Genomic DNA, 25,897 nt, shown 5'->3' on the forward strand with positions numbered 1-25,897 from the left:
TAATTTTTTGTATAAGGAGGGGATAAACATGAGTGCGGAAACAATGGCACTTAACTTATTGAACAATGCATGTAGTAATACAATATCTGACATTTATTTCTTCCCACAAATAGATGGATATTCTATCGAAGGCAGAAACAATGATGGTTGTTACCCAATTGCTAAATATGAACTTGAAGAAACTTTAGCAATCATCAATTTTTTGAAATTTAATGGAGGATTGGATGTTTCTGAAAGACGACGTTCGCAAAAAGGTTCGTTCAGTTTTTCATTTGGTCATTTTGATATACACATTCGAATTTCTTCAGTTGGAGATTTTAGGAATCGTGAATCAGTAGTAATTCGTTTGATTTTTCCGCAAGAAATGTGTGGTCAGATAAACGACAGGATCATTGGCGATTTGCTTCCGATTGCTAGGGTTAAGGGCATGATGATATTTGCTGGACCAATGGGTTCTGGGAAAACATCGCTGATGTACGCATTGGGAAGAGAAATGGTTGAAAATAAAAAAGTTATGTGTATCGAAGATCCGATTGAAATATATGAGGAAAAATTTCTGCAATTGCAAGTTAATGAGGATGCCGGAATGGACTATGAAGAATTGGTTAAAACTAGTTTACGACAACGTCCAGATGTCTTAATAATTGGAGAGATACGTGACAGTAAAACTGCTAAACAGGCAGTACAAGCAGCATTGTGCGGATACACCGTTATGACGACTATTCATGGTAAGTCCAAATATTCAGTTATTCAAAGATTGAAGCAATTTGGAGTAGATGATTTTGAAATAACTAATTCCGTTAATCTAATATCATATCAACGTTTGATTCTGACCAAGAATAGAATGGAGCTATTTGTTGATACGATAACTAATGCAGAAATTAAGAAATTTATTTCTGATGGTGAAATGGATAATAATTGGTCGAATTTATTGGAGAATAACTATCGAAATGGCTATATTGATGAAGATATTTACCAAGAACATCTTTTCGGATAAGAAGATAAGTTCGAAACAGCAAGCTGAACACCTAATTGTTTTGAGTAGACTGATGCAAAATGGGTTTTCAATAAAACATGCAATAAGTAGCATGAGCCTTATGAATAAGCAAAACTCAGCTTTTGACAAAATATACAAGGATCTGCAATCTGGCGAAATGATAGCGGTGGCCATGCGACACTTGGAATTACCACATGTTATCAACAATCAGTTGGTAATAGCACAGCAGAATGGTAGATTACAACAGACATTGTTTCAAAGCGGAATGATTTTACAAAATAAGTCTCGTCAAAAAGAAAAGCTAAGAGAATTATTAGCCTATCCTTCAGTTATTTTATGTTTTTTATTTCTTATGTTGGTGGGGATGAAAGTTTACATAATACCTCAAATGGAACTCACTGAAGGTAGTGAAATGATCAATAATTTTATCTTGGGATTGGCGATTTTTGTAATTGTATCCATTACAGGAGGTCTGTATTTTACGCATAGACTAAAAAAGATGGATGAGTTTGACCGTGCACAGTTGATGATCAAAATGCCGTTGATCGGTAAGACCTACTTAAGCTTTTATCAGTTTATTATTTTGCAAGGTTTAGGAATGCAGACTGCCAGTGGATTGAACTTGCGTGAGATTTGTATGAGTAGTCAAGCTTTCAAAAAAGGTACAATTCAATCAGTTTTGGCAAATGAACTAATTGATGGAATGAATTGCGGCAAAAATATTTATCAATTGATAGATGAAGAGACAATGTTACCAAGTGAATTAAAACTAATTTTGCAATCCGGTGATGGAACAAAAGAGATTGCTCAAGACTTGATACTGATGTCAGAATTAAAGTTCGATGAAACACAAAGAAGACTAAAAAAAATATTAAATATGGTACAACCGATACTATTTGCAGTGATCGCATTCGTAATAATTATTACGTATTTGATTGTTCTGCTGCCAGTATACGGAATGATGAAGGAGATTTCATAATGAAAAATATTTTAAAGAAAACAAAGAAGGCTTTTACTCTAATTGAAATGGTTATTGTGCTGTTTATTATTTCGCTGTTACTACTAATTATGATTCCAAACTTGGGTAATCAAAAAGCTGAAGCGATGAAGAAAAGTAATGAAGCGTTCAGAATCAGTATGCAAACACAGGTCGATATGTATGATGAATCCACACCTGTAACGTGGGATGTCTTGGTTGATAAAAAATTGATTACTAAAAAACAAGCTGAACAGGCTACTAAAAAATATGGTGAGATTCCACTTGATAAGCAATTGAAGGATAAGAATGCTACATCTGAAAAGTAGAATTGCTTTTACCATGATCGAAGCGGTATTTTCACTAGTAATATTTTCGTCAATCGCTTTAGCAACAGGCTTTGGTATTCAAAACTATCAACAAAGAATTGAAGAGAAACAAACATTAGAATCTTTTAAAATGAATTGGCATAATTTGTTGAATTACTCATATTTGAATAAGAGAAATGGCGAGTTTATTGTAAATAACGATGATCGGACAATGACTTTCATGGATATTAATGATCGTAAAAGATATTACCATCAAATTAATTTGCCAAAGACATTACATTATTTGAATAAGAATGATACGGAACTCTATGTAACCGGTAATGGTGAATCTAGGCCGAGAACGGTAATTTTTCAATCCAATCTAACAAAGAAAAAATATACATACACGATTCAAATGTTCTGGGGTGAAGTAGTTGAAAAATAGACCAGGATTCATGCTATTAGAGTCGTTAATAACTCTGTCAATTTCAGTCATGATCTTGCTTACCATGTCATATTGTGTCAGCGAACAATTCAAGCTGATCAATAATTGGGAAGAGCGCGTTAGTGCGCATAAAATAATACTGATGCATTTGAAATCGCCCAATCTGAGTAATGTTACCGAAGTAAACGGGAAAAGATATATCTATAGTGAGCTCAATAATCGAGCAATTGTAAAAGTGAACGGGAAAATTTATTATGTTCAAAAAACGTAAGGGATTCATGCTGGCTGAAGCGGCGGTAACAATAGTAGTTGCAATTCTTACTTTGGGAATATTGAATCAAGCAATTGGTATTGTAAAAACTGTTTCGCGTAGTACGCATAGTGAAGTATTGCGCTGGCATATTTCGAATGAAAAATTGCAGGATAAAATATTACATTCTACAGTAACGAATATTAGTGATACACGTATGCAATTTATTACAGATGATGGTAAAACATATATTCTTGAAGAACATACACGTGACAAAATGTTGCGACTGACAACACCAACCGGTGGACATATGCCTATATTAACCAAGCTGACATATGTTCATTTCAAAAGAAATGGTAATTTGATCATCATAATAACCAAAGACAAATCTAACCGAAAGTCCGAGATGTACTTAATTAATGATCCCAAATAGACATAGACGAGAAGGCGCAATTATTCTTAATGCAGTTATGATTTTATCTATTGCCGTATTAGTGATAGGATTTAGTAATGCTTATTTTGAACGTCAAGTTAAGAATTATCAGAAACTAGACGAGATCTATAAACAAGAAATTATTAACAATACTGATACTAACGGGCAATTGAAGTTTGGGGATGTTTTACAGTCCTTGAATTAAATCGCTTACAAAGGTAAAATTTTAGTATGTTATTAAAGAGGTAAATTATGGCAGAAGAGAATATGCAGAAGTACTATGATCAATTAGATCAAGCTACCACTTTACTTAAAAAGTCTTTAGGTACTAGTTATATTGAAGCATTAGCTGAAAACTTAACTAATATTGCGGACAATGACGTCTATGTGGAAAATGGTGCGCCGGATAGCGAGACTGTTTCTAAGTTGAAAGATATTTACAAAGACCTGTTGCAGTTACGTTTAACCCAAGCTCAACTAAAGCAAGCAATCACGGTCAATATTATTAAGGATCAAAAAGTTGATAATTCGGAAGTCAATAAGTTAATGACTCCTGATATGATTGGACTAATTGCCAGTTTGATTGTTTTTGAGATTTTAAGCTCAGAAGGCAAGAAAACTGTTAACTTGGTTGATCCAACTGTTGGAACAGGTAATTTCTTAATTGAATTTATTCAACAATTGAAGCAAGCTGGCGATTTTAAAATCAACGCAGCCGCATTAGATAACGATGATGCATTATTATCCTTATCAAAGGCATTCAGTGAAGTAATGAATATCAATTTGGACGCATATCATCAAGATGGCGTTGCCGATTGGGATATAACTGATATTGATATGGCGATTGCAGATTTACCAGTTGGATATTATCCAATTGATGATAACGCTGAGCGCTTCGATACGAAATCCGATGACGGTCATTCGTTTGCGCATCATTTGTTGATCGAACAAACAATGAATAATTTGAATGATGGTGGAATTGGTATCTTTATCGTACCATCACAAATATTCCAAACTGATCAAGCTAAGAAACTCTCAGCTTGGATGGTTTCGAGTGTATATTTGCAAGCAGTATTAGATTTACCAACGAATTTGTTTGCTTCAAAAGAAGCTCAAAAGGCTGTCGTTGTATTGCAAAAGCATGGTGGTAATTCTAAGCAAGCTGATAATGTTCTGATGGGTACGATTCCTGATACAAATCAGCCTCAATTGTTTGAAGGATTTAAGGATCAATTACAAGATTGGGCACGAAACAACTTTAAAGGTTAGGTGAAAAGAATGTCAAAGATTATTGCAGTTAATTCAGGTAGTTCAACATTAAAATGGAAGCTCTATTCATATCCGGACGAAAACGTCATTGCTAAAGGGATGGTTGATCGTCTTGGATTGTCAGATTCAGTTTTTGAAGTTAAATACAATGGTGAAAAATTCAGTAAGGTAGGCGATATTCCTGATCATATTACCGCTGTTAATATGATGCTCGACAAGCTTATTGAGATGGATATTATTAAGAGTTATGACGAAATCACAGGAGTTGGTCATCGTGTTGTTGCCGGCGGGAATATCTTTAAGGACTCTGCCGTCGTAACACCAGAAGTCGTCAAGGAAATTAAAGACCTAGCAGATTTTGCACCATTGCATAATCCTGGACAAGCTGCAGGTATCGAGGCATTTGAAAAGATTTTGCCGAATGTACCTCAAGTTGCAGTGTTTGATACATCATTCCATCAGACTATGGATCCGGTAAACTATTTATATAGTTTGCCATATGAATATTATGAGAAATATGGAGTTCGTAAATTTGGTGCGCACGGAACAAGTCATCGCTATGTTTCACATGCTGCCGCTGATTTCTTGAACAAACCAATTGAAGATTTGAAAATTATTTCTTGCCACTTAGGTAGTGGTGCGTCTATTGATGCTATTAAAGGCGGAAAGTCCATAGATACATCAATGGGATTTACACCGCTCGCAGGTATTACAATGAGTACACGCTCAGGTGATATCGATGCATCATTGGTTGCATACTTAATGCAAAAGCTCAAGGTAATCGATGTTCAAGACATGATCAATATTTTAAATAACAAGTCTGGTTTACTAGGTATTTCAGGTGTTTCTCCAGATATGCGTGATTTAATTGCTACAAAGGATGATAATAAACGTTCTAAACTAGCAATCGATATCTTCGTAAATAGAATCGTTAAATACATTGGATCATACATTGCCTTGTTGCAAGGAACTGATGTAATTCTATTCACAGCTGGAATGGGTGAAGGTAACCCTTGGATTCGTGAACTAGTAATTGACAGTTTCAATTATATGGGCATTAAAATTGATAAAAATGCCAATGAAAACGGCAAAGGAATTCGTAAAATCAGTACTGATGATTCATCAGTAGATGTATTGGTTGTTCCAACGGATGAAGAATTAATGATTGTTCGTGATGTTGTAAGGTTAACAAAATAATTTAGCGAGTTGGACAAAACACGTTCAATTTTCGTATATTAACGTAAATAAAGGCTGTAATCCGATTTTGGATTACAGCCTTTATTCGGTCTAGGTGGAAAAAAGTTGTGCTTTATTGCACATTTAAGTTACATATTTGATGAATTCAATAGTTATGCTAAGACTTCTATTTATGCTCAATTATCAATAATTAAATTATATTTTTATCACTTTTTAGCTATATATTTAAGAAAGCCTTTACATTTGTAAGCAAACTAGCTATATTTAAGTCGTAGGGAGCAACAATTTGATCGGAGGTCATAGATATGACAAGAAAAGCTTATATGATTGGTACTGGTATCGGTAATTTGGCTGCAGGTATTTATTTAATTCGTGATGGTGGTTTTAAGGGTGATCAAATCACTATGATGGGTTTGGAAACTCACGGTGCAAACGATGGTGACACTGTCGAAGCCTATGAGAGTGAATATAGTAATCAAGCTTTATCAAATAACAAAGGATTCTTAGCAAAGGGTGGCCGTATGTTGAATGAAGAAACATACGAAAACCTATGGGACTTGTTGCGTTCAGTTCCATCATTGGACAATCCTGGTCAAACAGTTACAGATGATATTCTCAACTTTGATCACGCACACCCAACACATGATGTTGGTCGTTTAATGGATTATGATGGCCCTCGTATTAAGAATGATAAAAATAATTACAGACATATGCAATTTAATAACAAGGATAGAGCTTTGTTATCGAAGTTAATGATGACACCTGAAAAGGATGAGCAAACGCTAAATAATATTAGTATTGCAGAATACTTTGCAAGTTCACCACACTTCTTTACAACCAACTTCTGGTTCATGTGGCAAACAACATTTGCATTCAAACGTGCAAGTTCAGCTATGGAATTACGTCGTTACATGAATCGTATGATTCTTGAATTCAGTCGTATCAATACATTGGAAGGTGTTACTAGATCACCTTATAACCAATATGAAAGTATTATTGTTCCAATGCGCAAGTACCTTGAGGATCGTGGAGTAACATTTATCAATAACCGTAAAGTAACTGATTTTGAATTCAAGGACACACCACTTCAAGATGATATTATTGTTACTGGTTTGAAGTATGAAGAAGTAGATAACGACAACAAAGAAGGACACATTGATATCGATGAAAATGATTTGGTATTCGATACTAATGGTTCAATCACAGATAGTTCATCAATTGGTGATTACAACACACCAGTTACCGAGAATATGGAATATGCTCCAAGTGCAATGCTTTGGAAGAAAGCTGCAGAGAAGTTCTATTCATTAGGTAACCCTGACAAATTCTTTGATGATCGTACACAAAGTGAGTGGATGAGTTTTACAATTACAACAAACAATCATTATTTGTTGAATCAAATCTCACGTATTACTCAACAAGAACCAGGTAATGCTTTGAATACTTGGATCAACAGTACACCATTGATGTCACTAGTTATCCACCATCAACCACACTTTAAGGCACAAAAACCTAATGAATCAGTATTCTGGGGCTACTTCATGTATCCACGTCGCAATGGTGACTATGTTCAAAAGCCAGTTATTGAGATGACAGGTGAAGAGATGCTTCAAGAATTGTTAGGACAATTGGCAGCAGTGGATCCAAGTAAAGATAATATTAAGAATCACACTGATGAAATTATGGACAGTATCGTTAATGTAATCCCTGTTCATATGCCATATGCCAGCGCATTGTTCAATCAAAGAGCAGTTGGAGATCGTCCAGATGTAGTACCAACTCACAGTAAGAACTTAGCATTTATCAGTCAATTCTGTGAACAACCATTTGATATGGTATTTACAGAGCAATATTCATTTAGAGCAGCACAAAGAGCTGTATATACATTCCTAGGCATTCCATTAACTGAAATGACACCAATGCATCATTATGAAAAAGATCCTAAAGTAATGGCTCGTGCCGTTAAGACAATGTTTAGATAGATTGCTTCAAAGAGAGTGTGACAAAACAGGTCAGCTTTCGAGCATTAAGACAAACAAGACTAGTAATCCGATTTTGGATTGCTAGTCTTGTTTGCTTTAAGTGGAAAAGACCATGTTATGTAACAACTCCTTTTTGTGTCCTTGTGAAAAGTAATATCAAATGAAAATACTGTGCCAGTAATGATGATTGACTATAATTTCACAAATATCACATTGCATAAAAGCTAAGAATCATCAAAATTAAATGAAAGTGTTTACAACGTCAACTGCTGATATATCAACACATAACAGGACAAAACTATACATTTTGGGAATATATCAGTTTTTTATCTGAAAACCATTGTCTTATTTTCAAATAATGCTAAGATAGAACGTGAAATAGGTAACGTGAATTAATTAACAAAATATGTTTCTGTCTTGGAGGTATTGTAAATGTTAAAAGGTTCTAAAGAAGTTGCAGCACAAAAGAAAGAAGATCAGGTCGGTCCAGTAATCGATGATATGGTCGCAAAGGCTCAAAAGGCTTTGAATATCATGGATAGCTTTACTCAAGAACAAGTTGATCATATTGTTCATCATATGGCTATTGCTGGTTTGAATGCCAGTTTGGAATTAGCAAAGTTAGCTCATGAAGAAACAGGCCGTGGTGTTACAGAAGACAAAGTTATCAAGAATATGTTTGCCACAGAAGAGATCTGGCACTCAATTAAACGTGATAAAACCGTTGGAATTATCGAAGATGATAAAGAGCACCGTTTGATAAAAGTTGCTGAACCACTTGGTGTATTGGCTGGTGTAACTCCAGTTACTAATCCAACTTCAACAACAATGTTCAAATCATTGATTTCATTGAAGACACGCAATCCAATTATCTTTGGTTTCCATCCTCAAGCTCAGAAATCATCAGTTGCCGCCGCAAAGGTTATGTTAAAGGCTGCCGTTGAAGCAGGCGCCCCTGAGAATGTTATTCAATGGATCGAAAAGCCAAGTATTGAAGCTACTTCAGCTTTGATGAATCATCCTGATGTTGCCAGTGTTCTTGCTACTGGTGGTCCCGGAATGGTTAAGGCTGCATATTCAACCGGTAAACCTGCACTTGGTGTTGGTCCTGGTAATGGTCCTGCATATATTGAAAAGACAGCAAATATCAAACGTGCGGTAAACGATATCGTACTTTCCAAGACATTTGATAATGGTATGGTTTGTGCCTCAGAGAATAGTGCCATTGTTGATCAAGACATTTATAGCGAAGTTAAGGAACAATTAGAAAAGAATAAAGTTTACTTCATTAAGAAATCTGATCATAAAGCATTAGCAGACGCCATGTTTAGACCAGAAGGTGGAGTTAAGGGACCTATCGCTGGTAAGTCAGCAGTTGAAATTGCTAAGTTAGCTGGCATCAAGGTTCCTGACGATACAAAAGTTATCGGTGTTGAAATTACAGGAATTGGACCTAGTGAGCCACTTTCAGCTGAAAAACTTTCACCAGTTCTATCAGTCTTCAAGTCAAAGGATCACAAGGATGCTTTTGATAAAGCTGACAGATTGTTGCACTTTGGTGGTTTGGGTCACACAGTTGCAATCCATACTATGGATGAAGACCTTGCTACAGAGTTTGGTATCAAGATGAAAGCAAGTCGTGTACTTGTTAATACTCCTGCTGCTATTGGTGGTATTGGTAATTTGTACAATGAAATGATTCCTTCACTAACATTAGGTACAGGTTCATGGGGTAAGAATTCAGTTTCACATAACGTTTCATCATTTGATTTGCTTAATATTAAGACAATCGCTAGACGGAGAAACAATATGCAATGGATTAAACAACCTCGTGTTTACTTTGAAAAAACTTCAGTACGTTACCTAGAAGACTTGGAAGGAATGAGTCGTGCCTTTATCGTTTGTGATCCAGTAATGGTTCAATTAGGCTATGTTAATACGATCGTTGATGAATTGAAACGCAGTAAGACAGACGTTGAATACTCAATGTTCTCTGATGTAGATTCAGTTGTTACAACTGATATGGTTCAACGTGGAGTTACACAAATGAAACTCTTCAAACCAGATACAATTATTGCTCTTGGTGGTGGTACAACAATGGATGCTGCCAAGGACATGTGGTTGTTCTATGAACATCCAGATGTTGATCTATTTGGTGCTAAGCAAGGGTTCATTGATATTAGAAAACGTACTTACAAGTTCCCTAAGCCAGAGAAGACACAGTTTGTTGCTATTCCAACAACATTTGGTACTGGTTCAGAAGTTACACCATTTACTTCAATTACTGATTCTAAGACTGGCGTTAAATATCCAATTGCTGACTACTCATTGACACCTGATGTAGCTATTGTTGATTCACAATTTGTTGAAACAATGCCTAAGGATGTTATTGCCGAGTCAGGATTAGACGTATTGAACAATGCTATTGAATCATATGTTTCAAATATGGCATCTGACTATACACGCCCATACGCATTACAAGCAATCAAGATTGTCTTTGATAACTTGGCTAAAGCTTATAATGGTGACCCTGATGCACAAGCAGAAATGCACAATGCTTCAACACTAGCAGGTATGTCATTTGGAAATGCCTTTGCCGGTGTCGGTCACTCAATTACTGATGTATTGAACAACAAGTTTGGTATCAGACATGGATTAGCTTCAATCATTGCCTTGCCACAAGTTATTAGATACAACTTTGAACAACCAACAAAGATTGCTATGTGGCCTAAGTATGAAAACTTCAGAGCTGATGAAGACTATGCTTCTGTTGCACGTTCAATTGGTTTGAATGGTAAGAATAATGAAGAATTACGTGACGCCTTGATCAACAAGATCGTTGAATTAGCACACAGTGTTGATGTCAAATTGAGTTTGAAAGACAATGGTATCAATAAGGCTGACTTCGATAAGAATGTCGATGATTTAGCTGAAGCTGCCTTTGCAGATCAATTCTCATTTGCAAATCCTAAGGAACCATTGATTGCTGAATTGAAACAAGTATTAATTAATGCTTACGAAGGTAAAGATATTAAATAGAATATAAATAAGCTTCCGACTATTATTAATAGCCGAAAGCTTATTTTTTTTGCTTAAAATTTATTTACAAAATCGTCAATTTCTTTTAGATAAACATCTTTTTGAAAGTCACTGATCCATGAAGTTTCAAATGAGTTTTTGGCGAAGGTAACTAATTGCTCCGCAGTCAAATTGTACTTATTGGCTAGAGCTTCGTAGTTATCAGCAATATATCCACCGAAGTAAGCAGGATCATCGGAATTGATTGAGACTTTAACACCTTGTTTCATTAGTTCAATCATTTCTTTTCCCTTCATATCATTGGTGACGAATCCATTGGATAGAGGACAACTAGTTAAACCGAGCTTCTTTTGATTGACCCAGTCAACTAGGTCCTGGTTTTCGACGATATTTGTTCCGTGATCTAATCTTTCAACCTCAATAATTTCAAGAGCTTGTTTGATGTGTTCAATAGAATCAACTTGGTCAATATCAGCATGCATAGTTGTGTGATAGCCTTGTGCGGTCGCATCACTGTATGGACGAGCAAATTTCAATGGAGGATTGTGATGTTCATCAGAATCTAAACCAACTCCAAGAATCATGTCACGGTAAGGTTCTGCCATCTTTAGAACTTCATTAGCTGATTTAGCAGACATATCACGAAGAAAACACATGATTAAGTGTGCATCTACATTGAAGGCTCTTGCATCGATACATGCTCGGTGATATCCGTTGATAAATACATCGAATGGTATACCACGTGTCAAATGGGCTTGTGGATCAAAGAACATTTCAACATGACGTATGCCATTTGTTTTAGCACGTTTCAAGTATTCCATTGCAAGTTGATAGAAGTCATCTTCTGTTTGTAGAACGTTCATGCCTGGATAATAGACTGCAAGAAATGAAGCCAAAGAATCATAATCGTATGTTTTACGAACATCTTCTATAGTAGTTTGACCAATATCGATGCCATTTTTTTGTGCCAATTTTAATTTCAATTCGGGTTCCAGCGTTCCTTCTAAATGTAAGTGAAGTTCAGCTTTGGGTAATCCATCTATGAATTCTCTTGTAATTGTTTTAGGTAACAAGGCGATTAGTTCCTCCGGTTTGATTTATTTACAATGTTAAGAATAACAACTATAAATTTAATAATCAACTGTTTGATACATAAAATTATTTGTTAAACACGAACGATATTTATTTAATTATTAAAAACAATCGTTTTTTACTTGAAATTATTATTTATATTTGAGATACTGCTGTTGTAGAAGAGTACAGATAGTTGGCTCTTAATACTAAAAGGAGATTAAGTAAAATGGATAGCTCATTAGACCAAAGAAGTTTTATTGAAAAGTTGTTTCATCTACAAGAGAATGGCACAACTGTAAGACGTGAGGTTTTAGCCGGACTGACGACATTTGTATCGATGGCTTATATCTTATTTGTTAATCCGCAAGTATTAGGGGATGCGGGAATGAACAAGGGAGCTGTGTTTACAGCAACAGCTCTCTCAGCAATTTTAGGTTCAGTTTTAATGGCTTTATTAGCAAATTATCCAATCGCAATTGCACCCGGACTTGGTGATAATGCGTTTTTCACATATTCAGTTGTTTTAGCCATGGGTATTCCTTGGCAAACAGCAATGGCTGGAGTATTCATTTCAAGTATTTTATTCTTGATCCTTTCACTAGTTAAGTTACGTGAGATTGTTATTGATGCGATTCCTCATGATTTGAAGTTAGCTATGGCAGCAGGTATTGGTATTTTCATCGCCTTCGTTGGATTCCAAGGTGGTGGCCTTATCACTGGAAGTAAATCAACACTTGTAGCTATGGGATCATTCACAGTACCAACAACTTGGTTAACTATTTTTGGATTGATAGTAACCGGTGGATTGATGGCTAAGAAGGTTCCAGGTTCAATTTTTATCGGTATGGTTTTAACAACGATTCTAGGATTAGTAACTAATCTAATTCCATTACCAACACATATTGTTTCAACTATTCCAAGTATGAAGCCAACGTTTGGTGTCGGAGTTATGCACTTGGGAGATATTATTACAAAGCCTCAATTGTGGGCGGTTGTTCTTATCTTCTTATTAGTAGCGTTCTTTGATACAGCTGGTACTTTGATTGGTCTAGCATCACAAGCTGGATTTATGAAAGATAACAAGATGCCTCGTATTGGTGGAGCATTGATGGCTGATTCGATTTCTATGCTTGGTGGTTCTGTAATGGGTACAACACCAACAGCAGCTTATGTTGAATCAAGTGCTGGTATTGCCATTGGTGGTCGTACTGGTCTTACGTCATTGGTAGTGGGTGTCTTATTCGCATTAGCAATGTTCTTCTCACCATTGTTGACGGTCGTAACTTCAAACGTTACTGCACCAGTGTTGATTATTGTTGGTATTTTGATGGCACAATCTATGAAAGAAATCGATTGGAGTAGATTTGAAATTGCCATGCCAGCATTTTTAACGATTGTCGGTATGCCACTTACATATAACATTTCTTATGGTATTGCTTTCGGATTCTTGGCTTATCCACTAACAATGCTTGCTGCAGGTAGAAGAAAAGAAATTAATCCAATCATGTACATTTTGTTCTTCGTATTTATTGTTCTACTATATACAATCAACATCTTACCTAAATAGGAGGATACATCTTGTCAGAATTGAATGATTTTAAGAATTTAATTAGAGCTGGAGCAGCACAGATCCCAGCAGATTTGGTAATTAAAAATGGTCAATTGGTTAATGTTTCAACCAAAGAAGTTTATCCAGCAGAAGTAGCAATTTATAAGAATAAAATCGTTGCTGTAGATGAAGATGTTCAAGATTACATTGGCGAACAGACAAAAGTCATCGATGCTGAACAGAAATATTTAGTACCAGGTATGATTGACGGACACATTCACGTCGAGTGCAGTAAATTAAGTATGACAAGTTTTGCTCAGGCAGTAGTCCCACATGGTACAACAAGTATTATTTCCGGTTTAGATGAATATATTTCAGTAATTGGGTTAGCTGGATTGAAAGAGATTTTTGAAGAAATCGATCAATCAGATTTGAAGCTATTCTGGGGTGCTCCATTTAAGACACCATATACGATTCCACAGTCAACAATTGCTGAAAATATTAATTCTGATTTGCAATACGAACTTTTGAAACGTGATGATGTTTATGGTGTTTGGGAGACTGTTCGAGAAGATATTCAAGAACTCGATGAGGATACGTTGAAGACCATGCTTTATGCAAAGGCTGCACATAAACCAGTTTGGGGATGTTCCCCAATGGCTCGTGGTAAAAAGTTAAATCAATATTTGATGAGTGGTGTAAGAGTTGATCATGAAAGCTATGATCATGAAGAATTACTTGAAAAAGCTCGAAAAGGTATGAACGTTGTAGTTAGAGAGTCTTCTGTTACTCACTTTTTGAAGGAGAACATTCGTGCAATTACAGAAAATACTGCAGATGTATCGCGTCATGTTAGTTTTTGTACAGATGATGTAACAGCAACAGATATTGCTGAATTAGGTCATTTGGATCACGTGGTTCGTTTGGCAATTCAAGCGGGTGTTCCACCATTAACGGCCATTCAAATGGCAACAATCAATTCGGCTGAGGCATATCGTATTGACGACCAAGTTGGCTTGATTGCACCGAACCGAGAAGCAGATATCTTATTTGTAGAAGATTTGAACAAATTTGAGATTTCTCAAGTTATTTCTAAAGGACATGTTGTGGATGAAAATAATCATGTTAAAGTTGAACGTTCTCCACAAATTATGAATTCAGTTAAAGCTGAAAAGGTTAGTCCAAAAGATTTTATTTATCGAGTTGATGCTGAAAGTGGTATCGCAAATGTAGAAACAATTAAGAGTGTTGGTCCATTTGTTAGGAAACGTCGTGATGTGAAGTTGGAAGTTAAAAATCACCAAATTCAGATTGATCCAGATAAAGATGTAGCTTTGGTTTCTGTTATCGAAAGATTTGGTATCAATGGGAATAAGTCACTAGGGTTCACTTCTGGATGGGGATTACATAGTGGTGCCATGGCGTCTACTGCTGCTCCTGATGATAATAACTTAATTGTCATGGGAGTTGATGCTGAAGATATGGCGTTTGCCGTCAATGAATTAATTTCCCGCGGTGGTGGACAAATAGTGGTTAAGGATCAACAAGTATTGAGTTTCTTGCCACTGCCAATCGCAGGAATTGTTTCAGAGGCAACTCCATCTGAGGTTGTAGCACAAGAAAAGAGTATTCTAAAGGCAGCAAGATTCCTTGGTAGTGAAGTCGATGATCCAATGTTTTATATGACTTTCCTACCAATAACCGCTATCCCAGACTTGGCCATTACTGATTTAGGGACAACAGACTGTATCGCACTTAAATTATTTGATCCAATTTTGAGTATAGAAAAAGACTAGCCGCGGCTAGTCCTTTTTTATTTCCATTTGTTTATTAACTTATTGGTTTCCTTAGTATTATTTGTAAATACACTATCGAACTTATAAACTTTCAAAGCATTATAGTTGTCATTATAGGTATCTATAGTCCAAGCGTTCGTTTTGAAACCATTGTCATGAGCTTTTTTAATAAGTTTTTTTGTCCATTGCTCTTGGTTGATAGAGATGAAAGTTATAAAACGTGGGGCATTGTCGATTTCCTCAGTGTATTGTCGTTCTGTAACTGAATCTAGTAACCAAAGGATAGGAACATCTTTTTGAGCTTTTTTACTATGAAAAGCCTTAATTCCAGGAATACTTGAATCTTGCATAATTACGTTACTGTTCATTTTGTACTGGTTCAAAACTTTTACTAATAACTTTTCAGTGTCCGTATTATCACCGGCACCTTTTTTGGCTTCAATAATATAGTGGACGTTTTTCTTGTAATGTTTGAATACATCACCTAATTGATGCAATTTTTCGCCATTTACTAATTTCACTTTGGATAATTGCGCAGAACTGGAGTCAGATATTTTGATATTTTTACCAGTTGTCCGTTTCAAATTATTATCATGTGAAACATATAGTTTCTTGTCCTTACTCATCCAAACATCTTGTTCAATATATTGACTTCCATCTTTAATGGCACGATTGTATCCAGCAAATGAATGCTCTGGTTCGTTATATGGGCTTCCGCGATGGGAAAATACGATTGGCGACTCTGGTGAAGCGTGATTAACACTAGTTTGAATAGAAGTTAGATTTTTAGCTTTAACAGATGCTGAAACAGTAGTTGTTCCAAATCCTAGGAGAATGACCATTAATGTTGTAATAATTGGTAGTTTTTTCATATCTAATCCTTATATATTGAATAGTTTGAAGTGCTCGGCCAGATACTTGCCGGTAATACTATCTTTTGACTTACAAATATCCTTTGGAGTACCACTGGCTATAATTTTACCACCATTGATTCCGCCTTCGGGACCAAGATCGTTAATATAGTCAGCATTTGCGATAATATCCAAGTCATGTTCAATAACAATAACGGTTGCATGGTTATCAATTAATTTATTCAAAACGTTTATTAGAACTGATACATCTTTGGGATGTAAGCCAACACTGGGTTCGTCAAAGACGAATAGTTGATTCTTTTGGCTTCGCTTCATATAAGTGACAAGTTTTAAACGTTGAGCTTCACCACCAGATAACGTTGGAGTACTTTCACCTAGTTCTAAGTAACTCAGACCAATTTCATTCAGAGTGTCGATAGTTCCCTCGATGTTGTTTTCATCTTTGAAGAATTTGGCAGCCTCTGTCACGGACATATTCAAAATTTCAGCAATATTTTTGCCATGCCAAGTAATTTCTAGAATATCAGAATTATATCTATTACCGTTACAGACTGGACATGTTTCGACCATGTCAGGAAGATATTGAATATCAAGTGTAATTACACCGGTTCCACCACAGTTGGGACAAGCGCCTTCTTTATTATTGTATGAGAAGTAGCTTGCGGTATACTTTTTAGCTTTGGCAGCATCCGTAGCTGCAAATAGTTTCCTTACTTTATCCAGAATTTTGGTATATGTGGCAACTGTTGAACGAACGTTTTTACCAATGGGTGTTGAGTCAACTGTTAAGACATTCTTTATTCCGCCATCATCTAAATGCTTAACATATTTTGGAGAAGGCTCATCGTTGATTTTATCGGTCAATGCTTTTATAAAACTATCGAATACTAATGTTGTTTTACCTGATCCAGACATCCCTGAAACAACATTTAGAGATTCTTTACTGAACTTTGCTTTCATATTATGTATGTTAAACCGGTCACCAATTTCAACACTTATTTCACCTTTGCTAAATGGAGTAACGTGATTATGTTGAATGATATTGGCAGTACCAGTTAAATAAGGTTCGATTACAGAGTTTGTATTATTCTTGATATTCTCCACAGTCCCTTGAGAAATAACAGTACCGCCACTAGCACCAGATGATGGTCCAATTTCAATTACGTAGTCTGCAGCTGCAATTATGCTGGTATCGTGATCAACAACTATTAGTGAATTGCCAAGTTTTACTAGTTCACGAAGAATCTTGATTAATCCGGTAACGTTAGCTGGATGTAATCCGACACTTGGTTCATCCAAAACGTACAAGACGCCAGTCATTTGATTACGGATGGTACGTGCAAGCTGGATTCTTTGGAGTTCACCTGTTGATAAAGTGTTGCCAGCACGGGTTAGAGTCAAATAGTTTAATCCTAAGTCATCGATAGGTTGTAATAATTCTAGTAGTTCGTTGGTTAGGTTCTTACCTAGTTTTTGCATATCGCTAGGAAGCCAATTTAGTATTTCAGTACAAAAATCTTGTAGTTGATTAATGCTCAATTGGCAAACTTGAGCAATGTTCTTTCCCACTAATTCATTCTTGAATAATTTAGGATCAAATCTACTTCCTAGACAATTTGGACATTCTTTCTCGTCGTAGAATCTACCAAGGCGGTTGATGGTATTTTCATTTTTAGCGCTCGATAGGCTATGCTTAACTGAATCAATAGCATTTTCGTACAATGCATTTAGTTTGAATGATTTACCAGTTGAGGTAGGAACGATTACTTCTCTCTTGGTACCTTTTCCATTTATAACAATATCTTTTTCTTTATCAGTTAATTCATTAAAGGGAACATTGATTCTAACCCCTAGTTGCTCGGCAAGTTCGACTTGCAGTGAACGACCAGGTAATCTCCATGAACGAACGGCTCCTTGAGCAATCGTTAGTGATTTATCAGGGATGATCTTATCAATTTCAATAGTTTTTAGGAATCCTGTTCCTTGGCAAGTCGGACAGGCTCCAGTTGAATTGAAGGCAAAATCTTCAGCACCAAATGTCATGAAGTGTGCCTGACAAACTGGACAAGTCAACATACCCATTTTTTCATCAGAAGATGGTAGATCCATTACTTGAGAAATTTCCAAAGTGGGATCTAAACGATGTCCGTTTGGGCAAACTACTGATGCTAATCTAGAAAACATCAAACGTAATATATTTAGGCTTTCAGTCATCGTACCAACAGTGGACCTAACACCAGGAACAACTGGACGCTGCCTCAAGGCAATCGTGGAAGGAAGGTTTCTTATCTGTTTAACGTTTGAACGTCCCATTTGAGTGATTCTTCTTCTGGTGTATGTTGATAGGGCATTAAGATACTTTCTTGCACCTTCAGAATAGATTGTGTCCATCGCTAATGAAGATTTACCAGATCCTGATACTCCAGTAATTGCAACGAACGAATTCAATGGGATATCGATATCCAAGTTTTTAAGGTTATTAGCATTAGCGCCCCTAACTTCAATGTTATCGGGAATATAATTTTTATGTCTAACAGGCATTTTGAAATCCTCCTTTTTGCACGTCCCATTTTAACATGCTCGTGAAATATTTTTGTGAATTTAAATTATTTTTGAAGTATAAATGTTGGTGCGATAAGTATCGACTTGTGAAATCAATACCATATATGCTTAGAGCTTATATTTGTATACAATATCTAGTTAGTAAGTGGTATTATATTAAATGTTGATTTTTTACAGATTATTTAATGATTGGTTGGAGGAGAATAATGATGATCGTATTAAGCGGCACAATTGGAGCCGGAAAAAGTTCATTGGCAACTATCTTGTCAGAACATTTAGGAACAAAGGCTTTTTATGAACAAGTAGATGATAATCCTGTATTACCACTATTTTATGCAGATCCTAAAAAGTATGCTTTCCTATTACAGATTTACTTTTTGAACAAGCGTTTTGAATCTATTAAACAAGCAATGGTTGATGACAATAATGTCTTAGACCGTTCAATTTATGAGGATTCATTGTTTTTCCATATGAACGCTGATATGGGACGCGCTACTCCTCAAGAAGTTAAGGTTTATGACGAGTTATTAGCTAACATGATGCAAGAACTTCCATACGCTGCCGCTAAAAAAGCTCCAGACTTATTAGTTCATATCGATATTTCATATGATACGATGATCAAACGTATTGAAAAACGTGGACGTGATTATGAACAACCAGAGCAAGATCCAACACTAGTTGAGTATTACCACAACTTGTTAGGACGTTATGATGGTTGGTATGATGACTATGATTACAGTCCTAAGATGAAGATTGATGGAGACAAATACGATTTCGTTGAAAATCCTGATGACTTACAAGCAGTCTTAAATCAAATTGATGCTGAATTGAAGAAGCATCGAGTTACATCAAATAATTAGTTGGAAGAAGCCGAGAGGCTTCTTTTTTTATATTTGAGTTTGCTAACGATAACAAAATACGTTAATCTATTTAAGACAGTTTTTCTGGTAACCTGTCTACTAAATAAAAACAGTGGGGGATTTATTTTTATGAAGAATTTGAAAACAAAGGATATTACTCAGATAGCAATTATTGCTGCGTTGTATATTGCAGTAACGGTTGCACCCGGACTTTCGGCTTTTGCCTATGGCCCAGTTCAATTTCGGGTTTCTGAGATTCTGATGTTGTTACCATTTTTCAATCATAAGTATAGTTGGTCATTGATAATAGGATGCTTCATTGCAAATATTTTCAGTGCATCGTTAGGGGCCTATGATTTGTTCTTTGGTACATTGGCCACAGCAATTGCCTGTTTGCTGATCACAAGAGTACCAGCTAAGATGTCCATGATTTGGACAGTACCAGTAATTTGTGCCGTAGTTAATGGAATTATTGTCGGAGCAGAATTACATATGGTATTGAAGATTCCATTCTGGATCAACGCTGGTTCAGTTGCTCTTGGCGAAGTAGTGGTAGTTGCAGTCGGTGCCGCAATTTTTTATTTCTTAATGAAAAATCGTAATTTTAGTAAATTAATTGACTAAGAGATGAAAGGGGGAAGTGATTCTCCCTTTTTTTTGTTATAATCATCAATATAAAGATTGTGAGGAGATGTTTTTATGAATATCGGAATCTTTACCGATACATACTTCCCTCAAGTTAGTGGAGTAGCTACATCGATCCAGACGTTGAAGAATGATTTGGAACGAAAAGGAAATTCAGTATATATTTTTACGACTACAGATCCCAATGTTTCTAAGAAAACAATTGAGCCAAATATTTTCCGTGTAGGAAGCGTTCCCTTCATTTCATTTACTGATAGACGAATAGCCATCAGAGGAATGTTCCATGCTGTTGAACTTGCCAAAGAACTCAAACTTGACATTGTACATACGCAGACGGAATTCTCGATGGGATTAATGGGTAAATTTGTTGCAAAACAATTGAAGATACCCTTTGTTCATACGTATCATACGATGTACGAAGATTATTTACATTATGTCTTAAACGGACACTTGCTCAAGCCATATCACGTTAAGCAAATGTCAAGAATGTTTCTGAAGAACGCCTCAGGTGTTGTTGCCCCAAGTAAACAAGTTAAATCGACATTAGATAGGTACGAAGTTCCAGCTCCAATTTCGATAATTCCAACAGGAGTTGATTTGTCTGAGTATACTAAACCGATAAATGCATCTGACATTCGTGAAGAACTAGGAATTTCTGAGGAAACTCCAGTTATCTTGATGTTAAGCCGTATTGCACTTGAGAAAAAAATCGATCATATGCTTAAATCAATGCCAGAGTTATTGAAATATGACCCTAGTATCAAACTTGTTATTGTCGGTGATGGCCCTGATATGGATGAACTAGTAGATATGTCTAAGAGTTTGGGAATTGGCGACAGTGTGATTTTCACAGGTGAAGTAGAGCATGATAAAATCTCACCATATTACCATATGGCGAATATTTTTGTATCCTCAAGTGACACTGAATCTCAGGGATTAACATACATTGAAGCTATTGCATCTGGTCTTAAAATAGTCGTTCGTAGTGCTCCTTACACTGACCAACTTTTGACAGATCCGTCAGTAGGTGTAACATTCTCTCAAGATAGTCAACTTGTACCAAGAATAGTTGCGTACTTAGATCACCCTAATTCATTTGATGATCGAGAAGCACGTCAAAAAATTCTTTATAATATTTCATCTGATAGTTTTGGTAACTCTATTTTGGACTTTTACCGTCGTTCAGAAGAATACTTTGTACGTGAGAAACTATCGGATTCATCTATAGATCCAGAGGAGTATTCTAATGATTAAAATCAATATGTTTTCATCAGCTGATAAGGTTGCTGGTCAAGGGGTCGGTAGTGCCTATAAAGAACTGATCAATCTCTTAAAAGACCGCTTTAGCGATGAATTTGAAATTAAAATCAATAATTATGGTAAGAGTGATTTGAGCCATTACCATACAATTGATCCGCAATTCTATTTGTCGACATTCTCTAAGAAACGTGGTCGCAAGATAGGTTACGTACACTTCTTACCTGAAACATTGGAAGGTAGTATCAAATTACCTAAGCCTGCAAGAGAGGTTTTCTATAAATATGTAATTAACTTCTATAAAAGGATGGACCAAATTGTAGTTGTTAATCCAACTTTTATTGATAAGTTAGTAAAACATGGTTTGGATAGGAATAAAATTAAATACATTCCAAATTTTGTGTCAACAGAGAACTTTTATGAGAAGACTGCAGAGGAAAAGAGTGCCTTTCGTAAAGAAATAGGAATTCCTGAAGATAAATTTATTGTTTTTGGGGATGGGCAAGTTCAGGAACGTAAAGGAATAGATGATTTTTACAAGCTGGCAGAATTGAATCCTGATATTGAATTCATTTGGGCTGGTGGATTTTCATTTGGAAAAATAACAGATGGGTATGACCGCTACAAGAGAATGGTCGAGAATCCTCCCAAGAATCTTACGTTCACGGGAATAGTTGATCGAAATAAATTGGTCAATTATTATAATGCCTGTAATTTATTCTTGTTGCCATCATATGATGAACTGTTTCCTATGTCCGTTCTAGAAGCATTCAGCTGTGGTGCACCAGTATTACTGCGTGATTTAGACTTGTATAAGGCTATTATTGCCGGTTATTATCAACCAGCTAAGAATCGCTCTGAAATGAATGACTTTATTAACAAAGCTAATATGGATAGATCGATATTAGATGGATTCAAGGCAAAGTCAAGGGTAGCTACTAATCAATACTCAGAAGACAATTTGAGTAAGATTTGGTATGAATTCTATAATGATCAATATAAAATTGCTAAACGGGATAAATAATGAGTAGAAAAAACATTTTGGCACTATTTGTAATGCTAGGATTAGGTTTTGGTATTTTTTGGTGGGAAGCCAGAAAAATCGACTTTCGAGCATTAGTAACAACGTTTCAGAATTTGAATTATTTTTGGTTATTCGTTGCATTGATATCTATTCTTTTGTCATACGGGGTAGAAGCACTGGTTTTGCATACTCTATTGAAAAAAGATGAGGATAGGAAGTTTGGTTGGTGGGAAATGTATCGAATCCCACTAATTCAGGCTTTATTCAATGCTATAACACCATTTTCTTCAGGTGGACAGCCAGCTCAATTGGTTGGATTAATGCAATCTAAGATTGATGCTGGACGTGCTAGTTCTGTATTATTGATGAAGTTTGTCATTTATCAAGCTATGGTTCTGGTTAATTTTATTATTGCAATGTTGGTGAGTTTTAAAAGTGTCGCAGAACATTTTTCAGGACTCGCCACTTTAATTGTGTTCGGAATGGTGATTCATTTAGTCACTATTTCGTTTCTATTAATGATTATGTATTACTATGATTTCACCAAAAAAATGGTTCACGTTGTCCTTAAACCAATATTATTTTTTCTAAAAGAGGAAAAACGTGATAAAATTTTACAGTCGACTATAAAAAGTATTGATAGTTTCTACAATGAAAGTCTAGTTTTAAAACGAGAGAAGAAAAAAGTTATTAAGGCTTCACTATTAACGATTGTTCAACTGTTCTTGTATTATTTTGTAGTGTATTTTGTATTGCTTGCACTTAACTGTGATCACGTAAACGTTGTTGATGTTTTAGTAATGCATATAATGATTGTAATGATCACATCTATCTTTCCGATTCCTGGAGGTTCCGGTGGAGCAGAGTTTAGTTTTAAGACATTGTTTGCTGGATTCATTCCTTCTGCATCAGGATTGGTGTTAGGTATGTTTTTATGGAGATTTATTACATATTATTTGGGGATGTTTTTGGGGATTATTGCGGTTTCAAAGAAACCAAAAATTAAATGAGACATCGTAAAGTTGTTAGTAAATCTATGGAGCGTAAATAATGAAGCGTATTGTTAAAAGTATTTCCAATTTTTTAAACACTAGGCTAGGTTTTGTAATACTAGCCGTACTTTTATACACCATCAAAACGGTATATGCGTATACCACAAAGTTCAATTTGGGTGTTAAGGGTTCAATTCAAACATTCCTTATGATAATTAATCCTATACCAGTAATGTTATTGCTATTTGGTATAGCATTGTACATGAAGGGTAGAAAATCGTATATTTTCCTATTAATAGTGGATTTTTTGGATACAGTTTGGCTGTTTTCAAATATTTTGTATTATCGAGAATTTTCCGATTTTCTAACTATGGTCTTAATAAAGGGCTCAGGCTCAGTTTCTAACAATTTGGGAAAAAGTATTTTAGGTATTCTTAAACCAACTGATTTCTTAGTTTTCATTGATGTTATTGTTCTGATCCTATTGTTGGCGTTCCACGTGATAAAAATGGATGTTAAACGATTAAATTGGCGTATTCCAGTGTTAATCAGTGCGTTAGCCGTTCTTTTGTTTGGTGCTAACTTAACATTAGCTGAAAGTGACCGTTCACAATTGTTGACAAGAACATTCGACAATAACTATATAGTTAAATATTTAGGCTTGAATGTATTCAACGTTTACGATGTTGTTAAGACGTCACAGACCAATGCTGTGAAGGCAAAGGCCAAGAGTTCAGACTTGGATTCTATTGAAAAGTATATGAAGAGTAACTATGCTACTCCCAACGTTGAATACACAGGTGTAGCAAAAGGCAAAAATGTCTTTGTTATTCATTTGGAAAGTTTGCAACAATTCATGATTGACTATAAGTGGGACGGGGAAGAGGTAACACCTAACTTAAACAAACTCTATCATGAAGATGACACACTAAGCTTTGACAATTTCTTCAATCAAGTTGGGCAAGGAAAGACGGCTGATGCTGAATTAATGCTTGAAAACTCACTGTTTGGATTACCAGAGGGATCAGCAATGGTTACTGATGGTACAGCAAATACGTTCCAAGCAGCACCAGCAATTCTTGATCAACGTGGATATACTACAGCTTCATTCCATGGGGATGTACCAAGTTTTTGGAATCGTGATAATGCTTATAAGTCATGGGGATATGATTATTTCTTTAGTTCTAACTACTACAAGATCAAGAAGGGCTATGATATTGGCTATGGTATGAAGGACAAGATTTTCTTGAAGGATTCTGCTAAGTATATTGAACAGTTGCCACAACCCTTCTATGCAAAATTAATTACTGTTACTAATCATTATCCATATACTCTAGATAAGAAGAACCAAAGCATATCTAAGACAGATACCGGGGATAAGACTGTCGATGGGTATGTTCAAACAGCCAGATATTTGGATGAGTCTATAGGTGAGTTCATGAACTGGCTTAAGGAGACTGGATTAGATAAGAACAGTATGGTCGTGCTATATGGAGATCATTATGGTATTTCTGATAACCATAAAAAGGCAATGGCTAAGTTGACTGGTATTAAAGGATTCGATGACTTTGATAACGCTCAATACCAACGTGTACCATTTATGATACATATGGATGGATTAAAGGGTGGAATCAACCATACGTATGGTGGTGAAATTGATGTGCTTCCAACACTGTTGAATTTATTGGGAGTAAGTGACAAGAACATGATCCAGTTTGGTAGTGATTTACTATCCAAAGAACATTCTCAGGTAGTTGCATTTAGAAACGGGGATTTTGTAACTCCAAAGATAACTAAGGTTGGAAGTGTTTACTACAATACTAAGACTGGTAAAGTGGACAAGACTATATCTGCAACAGAAAAGGCAACGTTGGCTAATAAGGTTACAACTGAGTTGTCACTATCTGATCGTGTGATTAATGGAGATCTATTAAGATTCCATAATGTACCAGGATTTACCAAGGTTAATAAAAAGGACTATTCATATAAGAAGAGTAAAGCATTGAAAGAACTGAAAAAGGCTCGTACTAAAAATGGAACCAGCTTGCTATCTCAGAATGATAATAAGTCTATGGTTGATCTATACACAACAGATGCACCAGAACTAGATACAGATAAATAAATAGAAAGCCTGCTAGAATCCTTTTCTAGCGGGCTTTTTTTGTCTGGACAAATGGGTTGTAAGGGTAGTAATATGGATAGGTAGTAATCGTTATTAATTATAAATTGAAAAAAAATGAACTTTTTTCGCAAAAAGGGTTGCAACCATCAATTGTAATTGGTAATATATTATTTGTTGTTGCGACAGAGCAACGGCGACAACGACTTGAGAGCTTCCAACTTGATAGTCGTTGAAAAATTATTTTAAAA

21 protein-coding genes are annotated in these 25,897 nt (G+C 35.7%); 18 read left to right on the forward strand and 3 right to left on the reverse strand.

Translation table 11 applies throughout. The annotated features are described in order from the left end of the window. The first annotated feature begins 28 nt into the window (after nt 1–28). From comGA to adhE, 10 genes are all read left to right on the forward strand, one after another. Nucleotides 29–997 carry a competence type IV pilus ATPase ComGA gene (gene comGA / locus EKM66_RS01070; RefSeq protein ID WP_125760789.1) on the forward strand — a complete coding sequence of 323 codons (969 nt, stop codon included), beginning with the start codon at nt 29–31 and terminating at the stop codon, nt 995–997. Next, nucleotides 951–1,976 (forward strand): type II secretion system F family protein, encoded by a 1,026-nt coding sequence (locus EKM66_RS01075; protein WP_225426537.1) that lies wholly within the window; start codon nt 951–953, stop codon nt 1,974–1,976. The genes comGA and EKM66_RS01075 overlap by 47 nt, the downstream gene beginning before the upstream one ends. Further along, the gene (gene comGC, locus EKM66_RS12810) at nt 1,976–2,302 is read left to right on the forward strand and encodes a competence type IV pilus major pilin ComGC (RefSeq protein ID WP_125760791.1); all 327 of its coding nucleotides are present in this window, start codon (nt 1,976–1,978) and stop codon (nt 2,300–2,302) included. The genes EKM66_RS01075 and comGC overlap by 1 nt, the downstream gene beginning before the upstream one ends. Continuing rightward, nucleotides 2,283–2,726, forward strand: coding sequence for a type II secretion system protein (locus EKM66_RS01085; RefSeq protein WP_164505001.1), 444 nt, complete (start codon nt 2,283–2,285; stop codon nt 2,724–2,726). The genes comGC and EKM66_RS01085 overlap by 20 nt, the downstream gene beginning before the upstream one ends. 254 nt (nt 2,727–2,980) lie before the next feature. Beyond that, nucleotides 2,981–3,409, forward strand: coding sequence for a ComGF family competence protein (locus tag EKM66_RS01090; protein ID WP_125760795.1), 429 nt, complete (start codon nt 2,981–2,983; stop codon nt 3,407–3,409). Continuing rightward, nucleotides 3,396–3,614, forward strand: coding sequence for a hypothetical protein (locus EKM66_RS01095; RefSeq protein ID WP_125760797.1), 219 nt, complete (start codon nt 3,396–3,398; stop codon nt 3,612–3,614). The genes EKM66_RS01090 and EKM66_RS01095 overlap by 14 nt, the downstream gene beginning before the upstream one ends. Nucleotides 3,615–3,661: 47 nt before the next feature. Next, nucleotides 3,662–4,678, forward strand: a complete 1,017-nt coding sequence (locus tag EKM66_RS01100; RefSeq protein ID WP_125760799.1) for a class I SAM-dependent methyltransferase — start codon at nt 3,662–3,664, stop codon at nt 4,676–4,678. Nucleotides 4,679–4,687: 9 nt separating this feature from the next. Next, complete coding sequence (locus EKM66_RS01105) at nt 4,688–5,875, forward strand: acetate/propionate family kinase (protein WP_125760801.1); 1,188 nt, start codon at nt 4,688–4,690, stop codon at nt 5,873–5,875. Between the two features lie 305 nt (nt 5,876–6,180). Next, nucleotides 6,181–7,857: an oleate hydratase gene (locus EKM66_RS01110; protein WP_125760803.1), complete on the forward strand. Its 1,677-nt coding sequence runs from the start codon at nt 6,181–6,183 to the stop codon at nt 7,855–7,857. A 432-nt stretch (nt 7,858–8,289) separates the two neighbouring features. After that, nucleotides 8,290–10,896 carry a bifunctional acetaldehyde-CoA/alcohol dehydrogenase gene (adhE, locus tag EKM66_RS01115; protein ID WP_125760805.1) on the forward strand — a complete coding sequence of 869 codons (2,607 nt, stop codon included), beginning with the start codon at nt 8,290–8,292 and terminating at the stop codon, nt 10,894–10,896. Between the two features lie 53 nt (nt 10,897–10,949). On the opposite strand, the gene add is transcribed toward adhE, so the two are convergent. After that, on the reverse strand, nt 10,950–11,969 hold the full coding sequence (gene add, locus EKM66_RS01120) for an adenosine deaminase (RefSeq protein WP_191988021.1): 1,020 nt from the start codon (nt 11,967–11,969) through the stop codon (nt 10,950–10,952). A gap of 227 nt (nt 11,970–12,196) precedes the next feature. On the opposite strand from add, the gene EKM66_RS01125 reads away from it, so the two are divergent. Then, nucleotides 12,197–13,537 (forward strand): NCS2 family permease, encoded by a 1,341-nt coding sequence (locus tag EKM66_RS01125; protein WP_125760809.1) that lies wholly within the window; start codon nt 12,197–12,199, stop codon nt 13,535–13,537. An 11-nt stretch (nt 13,538–13,548) separates the two neighbouring features. Beyond that, nucleotides 13,549–15,315, forward strand: coding sequence for an adenine deaminase C-terminal domain-containing protein (locus EKM66_RS01130; RefSeq protein ID WP_404811438.1), 1,767 nt, complete (start codon nt 13,549–13,551; stop codon nt 15,313–15,315). A 17-nt stretch (nt 15,316–15,332) separates the two neighbouring features. On the opposite strand, the gene EKM66_RS01135 is transcribed toward EKM66_RS01130, so the two are convergent. Together EKM66_RS01135 and EKM66_RS01140 are read right to left on the reverse strand one after the other, a co-directional pair. Then, nucleotides 15,333–16,187 (reverse strand): glycerophosphodiester phosphodiesterase, encoded by an 855-nt coding sequence (locus EKM66_RS01135; protein ID WP_125760813.1) that lies wholly within the window; start codon nt 16,185–16,187, stop codon nt 15,333–15,335. Nucleotides 16,188–16,196: 9 nt separating this feature from the next. Then, nucleotides 16,197–18,728, reverse strand: coding sequence for an excinuclease ABC subunit UvrA (locus tag EKM66_RS01140; RefSeq protein ID WP_125760815.1), 2,532 nt, complete (start codon nt 18,726–18,728; stop codon nt 16,197–16,199). Nucleotides 18,729–18,958: 230 nt separating this feature from the next. Here EKM66_RS01140 and EKM66_RS01145 point away from each other — a divergent pair, with 230 nt between their 5' ends. From EKM66_RS01145 to EKM66_RS01170, 6 genes are all read left to right on the forward strand, one after another. Beyond that, the gene (locus tag EKM66_RS01145) at nt 18,959–19,609 is read left to right on the forward strand and encodes a deoxynucleoside kinase (protein ID WP_125760848.1); all 651 of its coding nucleotides are present in this window, start codon (nt 18,959–18,961) and stop codon (nt 19,607–19,609) included. A 129-nt stretch (nt 19,610–19,738) separates the two neighbouring features. Next, entirely contained in the window at nt 19,739–20,233 is a 495-nt protein-coding gene (locus tag EKM66_RS01150; RefSeq protein WP_125760817.1) for a QueT transporter family protein, read from the forward strand. Nucleotides 20,234–20,308: 75 nt separating this feature from the next. Beyond that, nucleotides 20,309–21,508, forward strand: coding sequence for a glycosyltransferase family 4 protein (locus EKM66_RS01155; protein ID WP_125760819.1), 1,200 nt, complete (start codon nt 20,309–20,311; stop codon nt 21,506–21,508). Further along, nucleotides 21,501–22,535, forward strand: a complete 1,035-nt coding sequence (locus EKM66_RS01160) for a glycosyltransferase family 4 protein (RefSeq protein ID WP_125760821.1) — start codon at nt 21,501–21,503, stop codon at nt 22,533–22,535. Before EKM66_RS01155 ends, EKM66_RS01160 begins: the two co-directional genes overlap by 8 nt. Beyond that, nucleotides 22,535–23,545 (forward strand): lysylphosphatidylglycerol synthase transmembrane domain-containing protein, encoded by a 1,011-nt coding sequence (locus EKM66_RS01165; protein WP_125760824.1) that lies wholly within the window; start codon nt 22,535–22,537, stop codon nt 23,543–23,545. Before EKM66_RS01160 ends, EKM66_RS01165 begins: the two co-directional genes overlap by 1 nt. A 40-nt stretch (nt 23,546–23,585) precedes the next feature. After that, nucleotides 23,586–25,649 (forward strand): LTA synthase family protein, encoded by a 2,064-nt coding sequence (locus EKM66_RS01170; protein WP_125760826.1) that lies wholly within the window; start codon nt 23,586–23,588, stop codon nt 25,647–25,649. The last annotated feature ends 248 nt before the right edge of the window (nt 25,650–25,897 follow it).

It is taken from the genome of Companilactobacillus hulinensis (assembly GCF_003946555.1).
GTDB lineage: Bacteria > Bacillota > Bacilli > Lactobacillales > Lactobacillaceae > Companilactobacillus > Companilactobacillus hulinensis.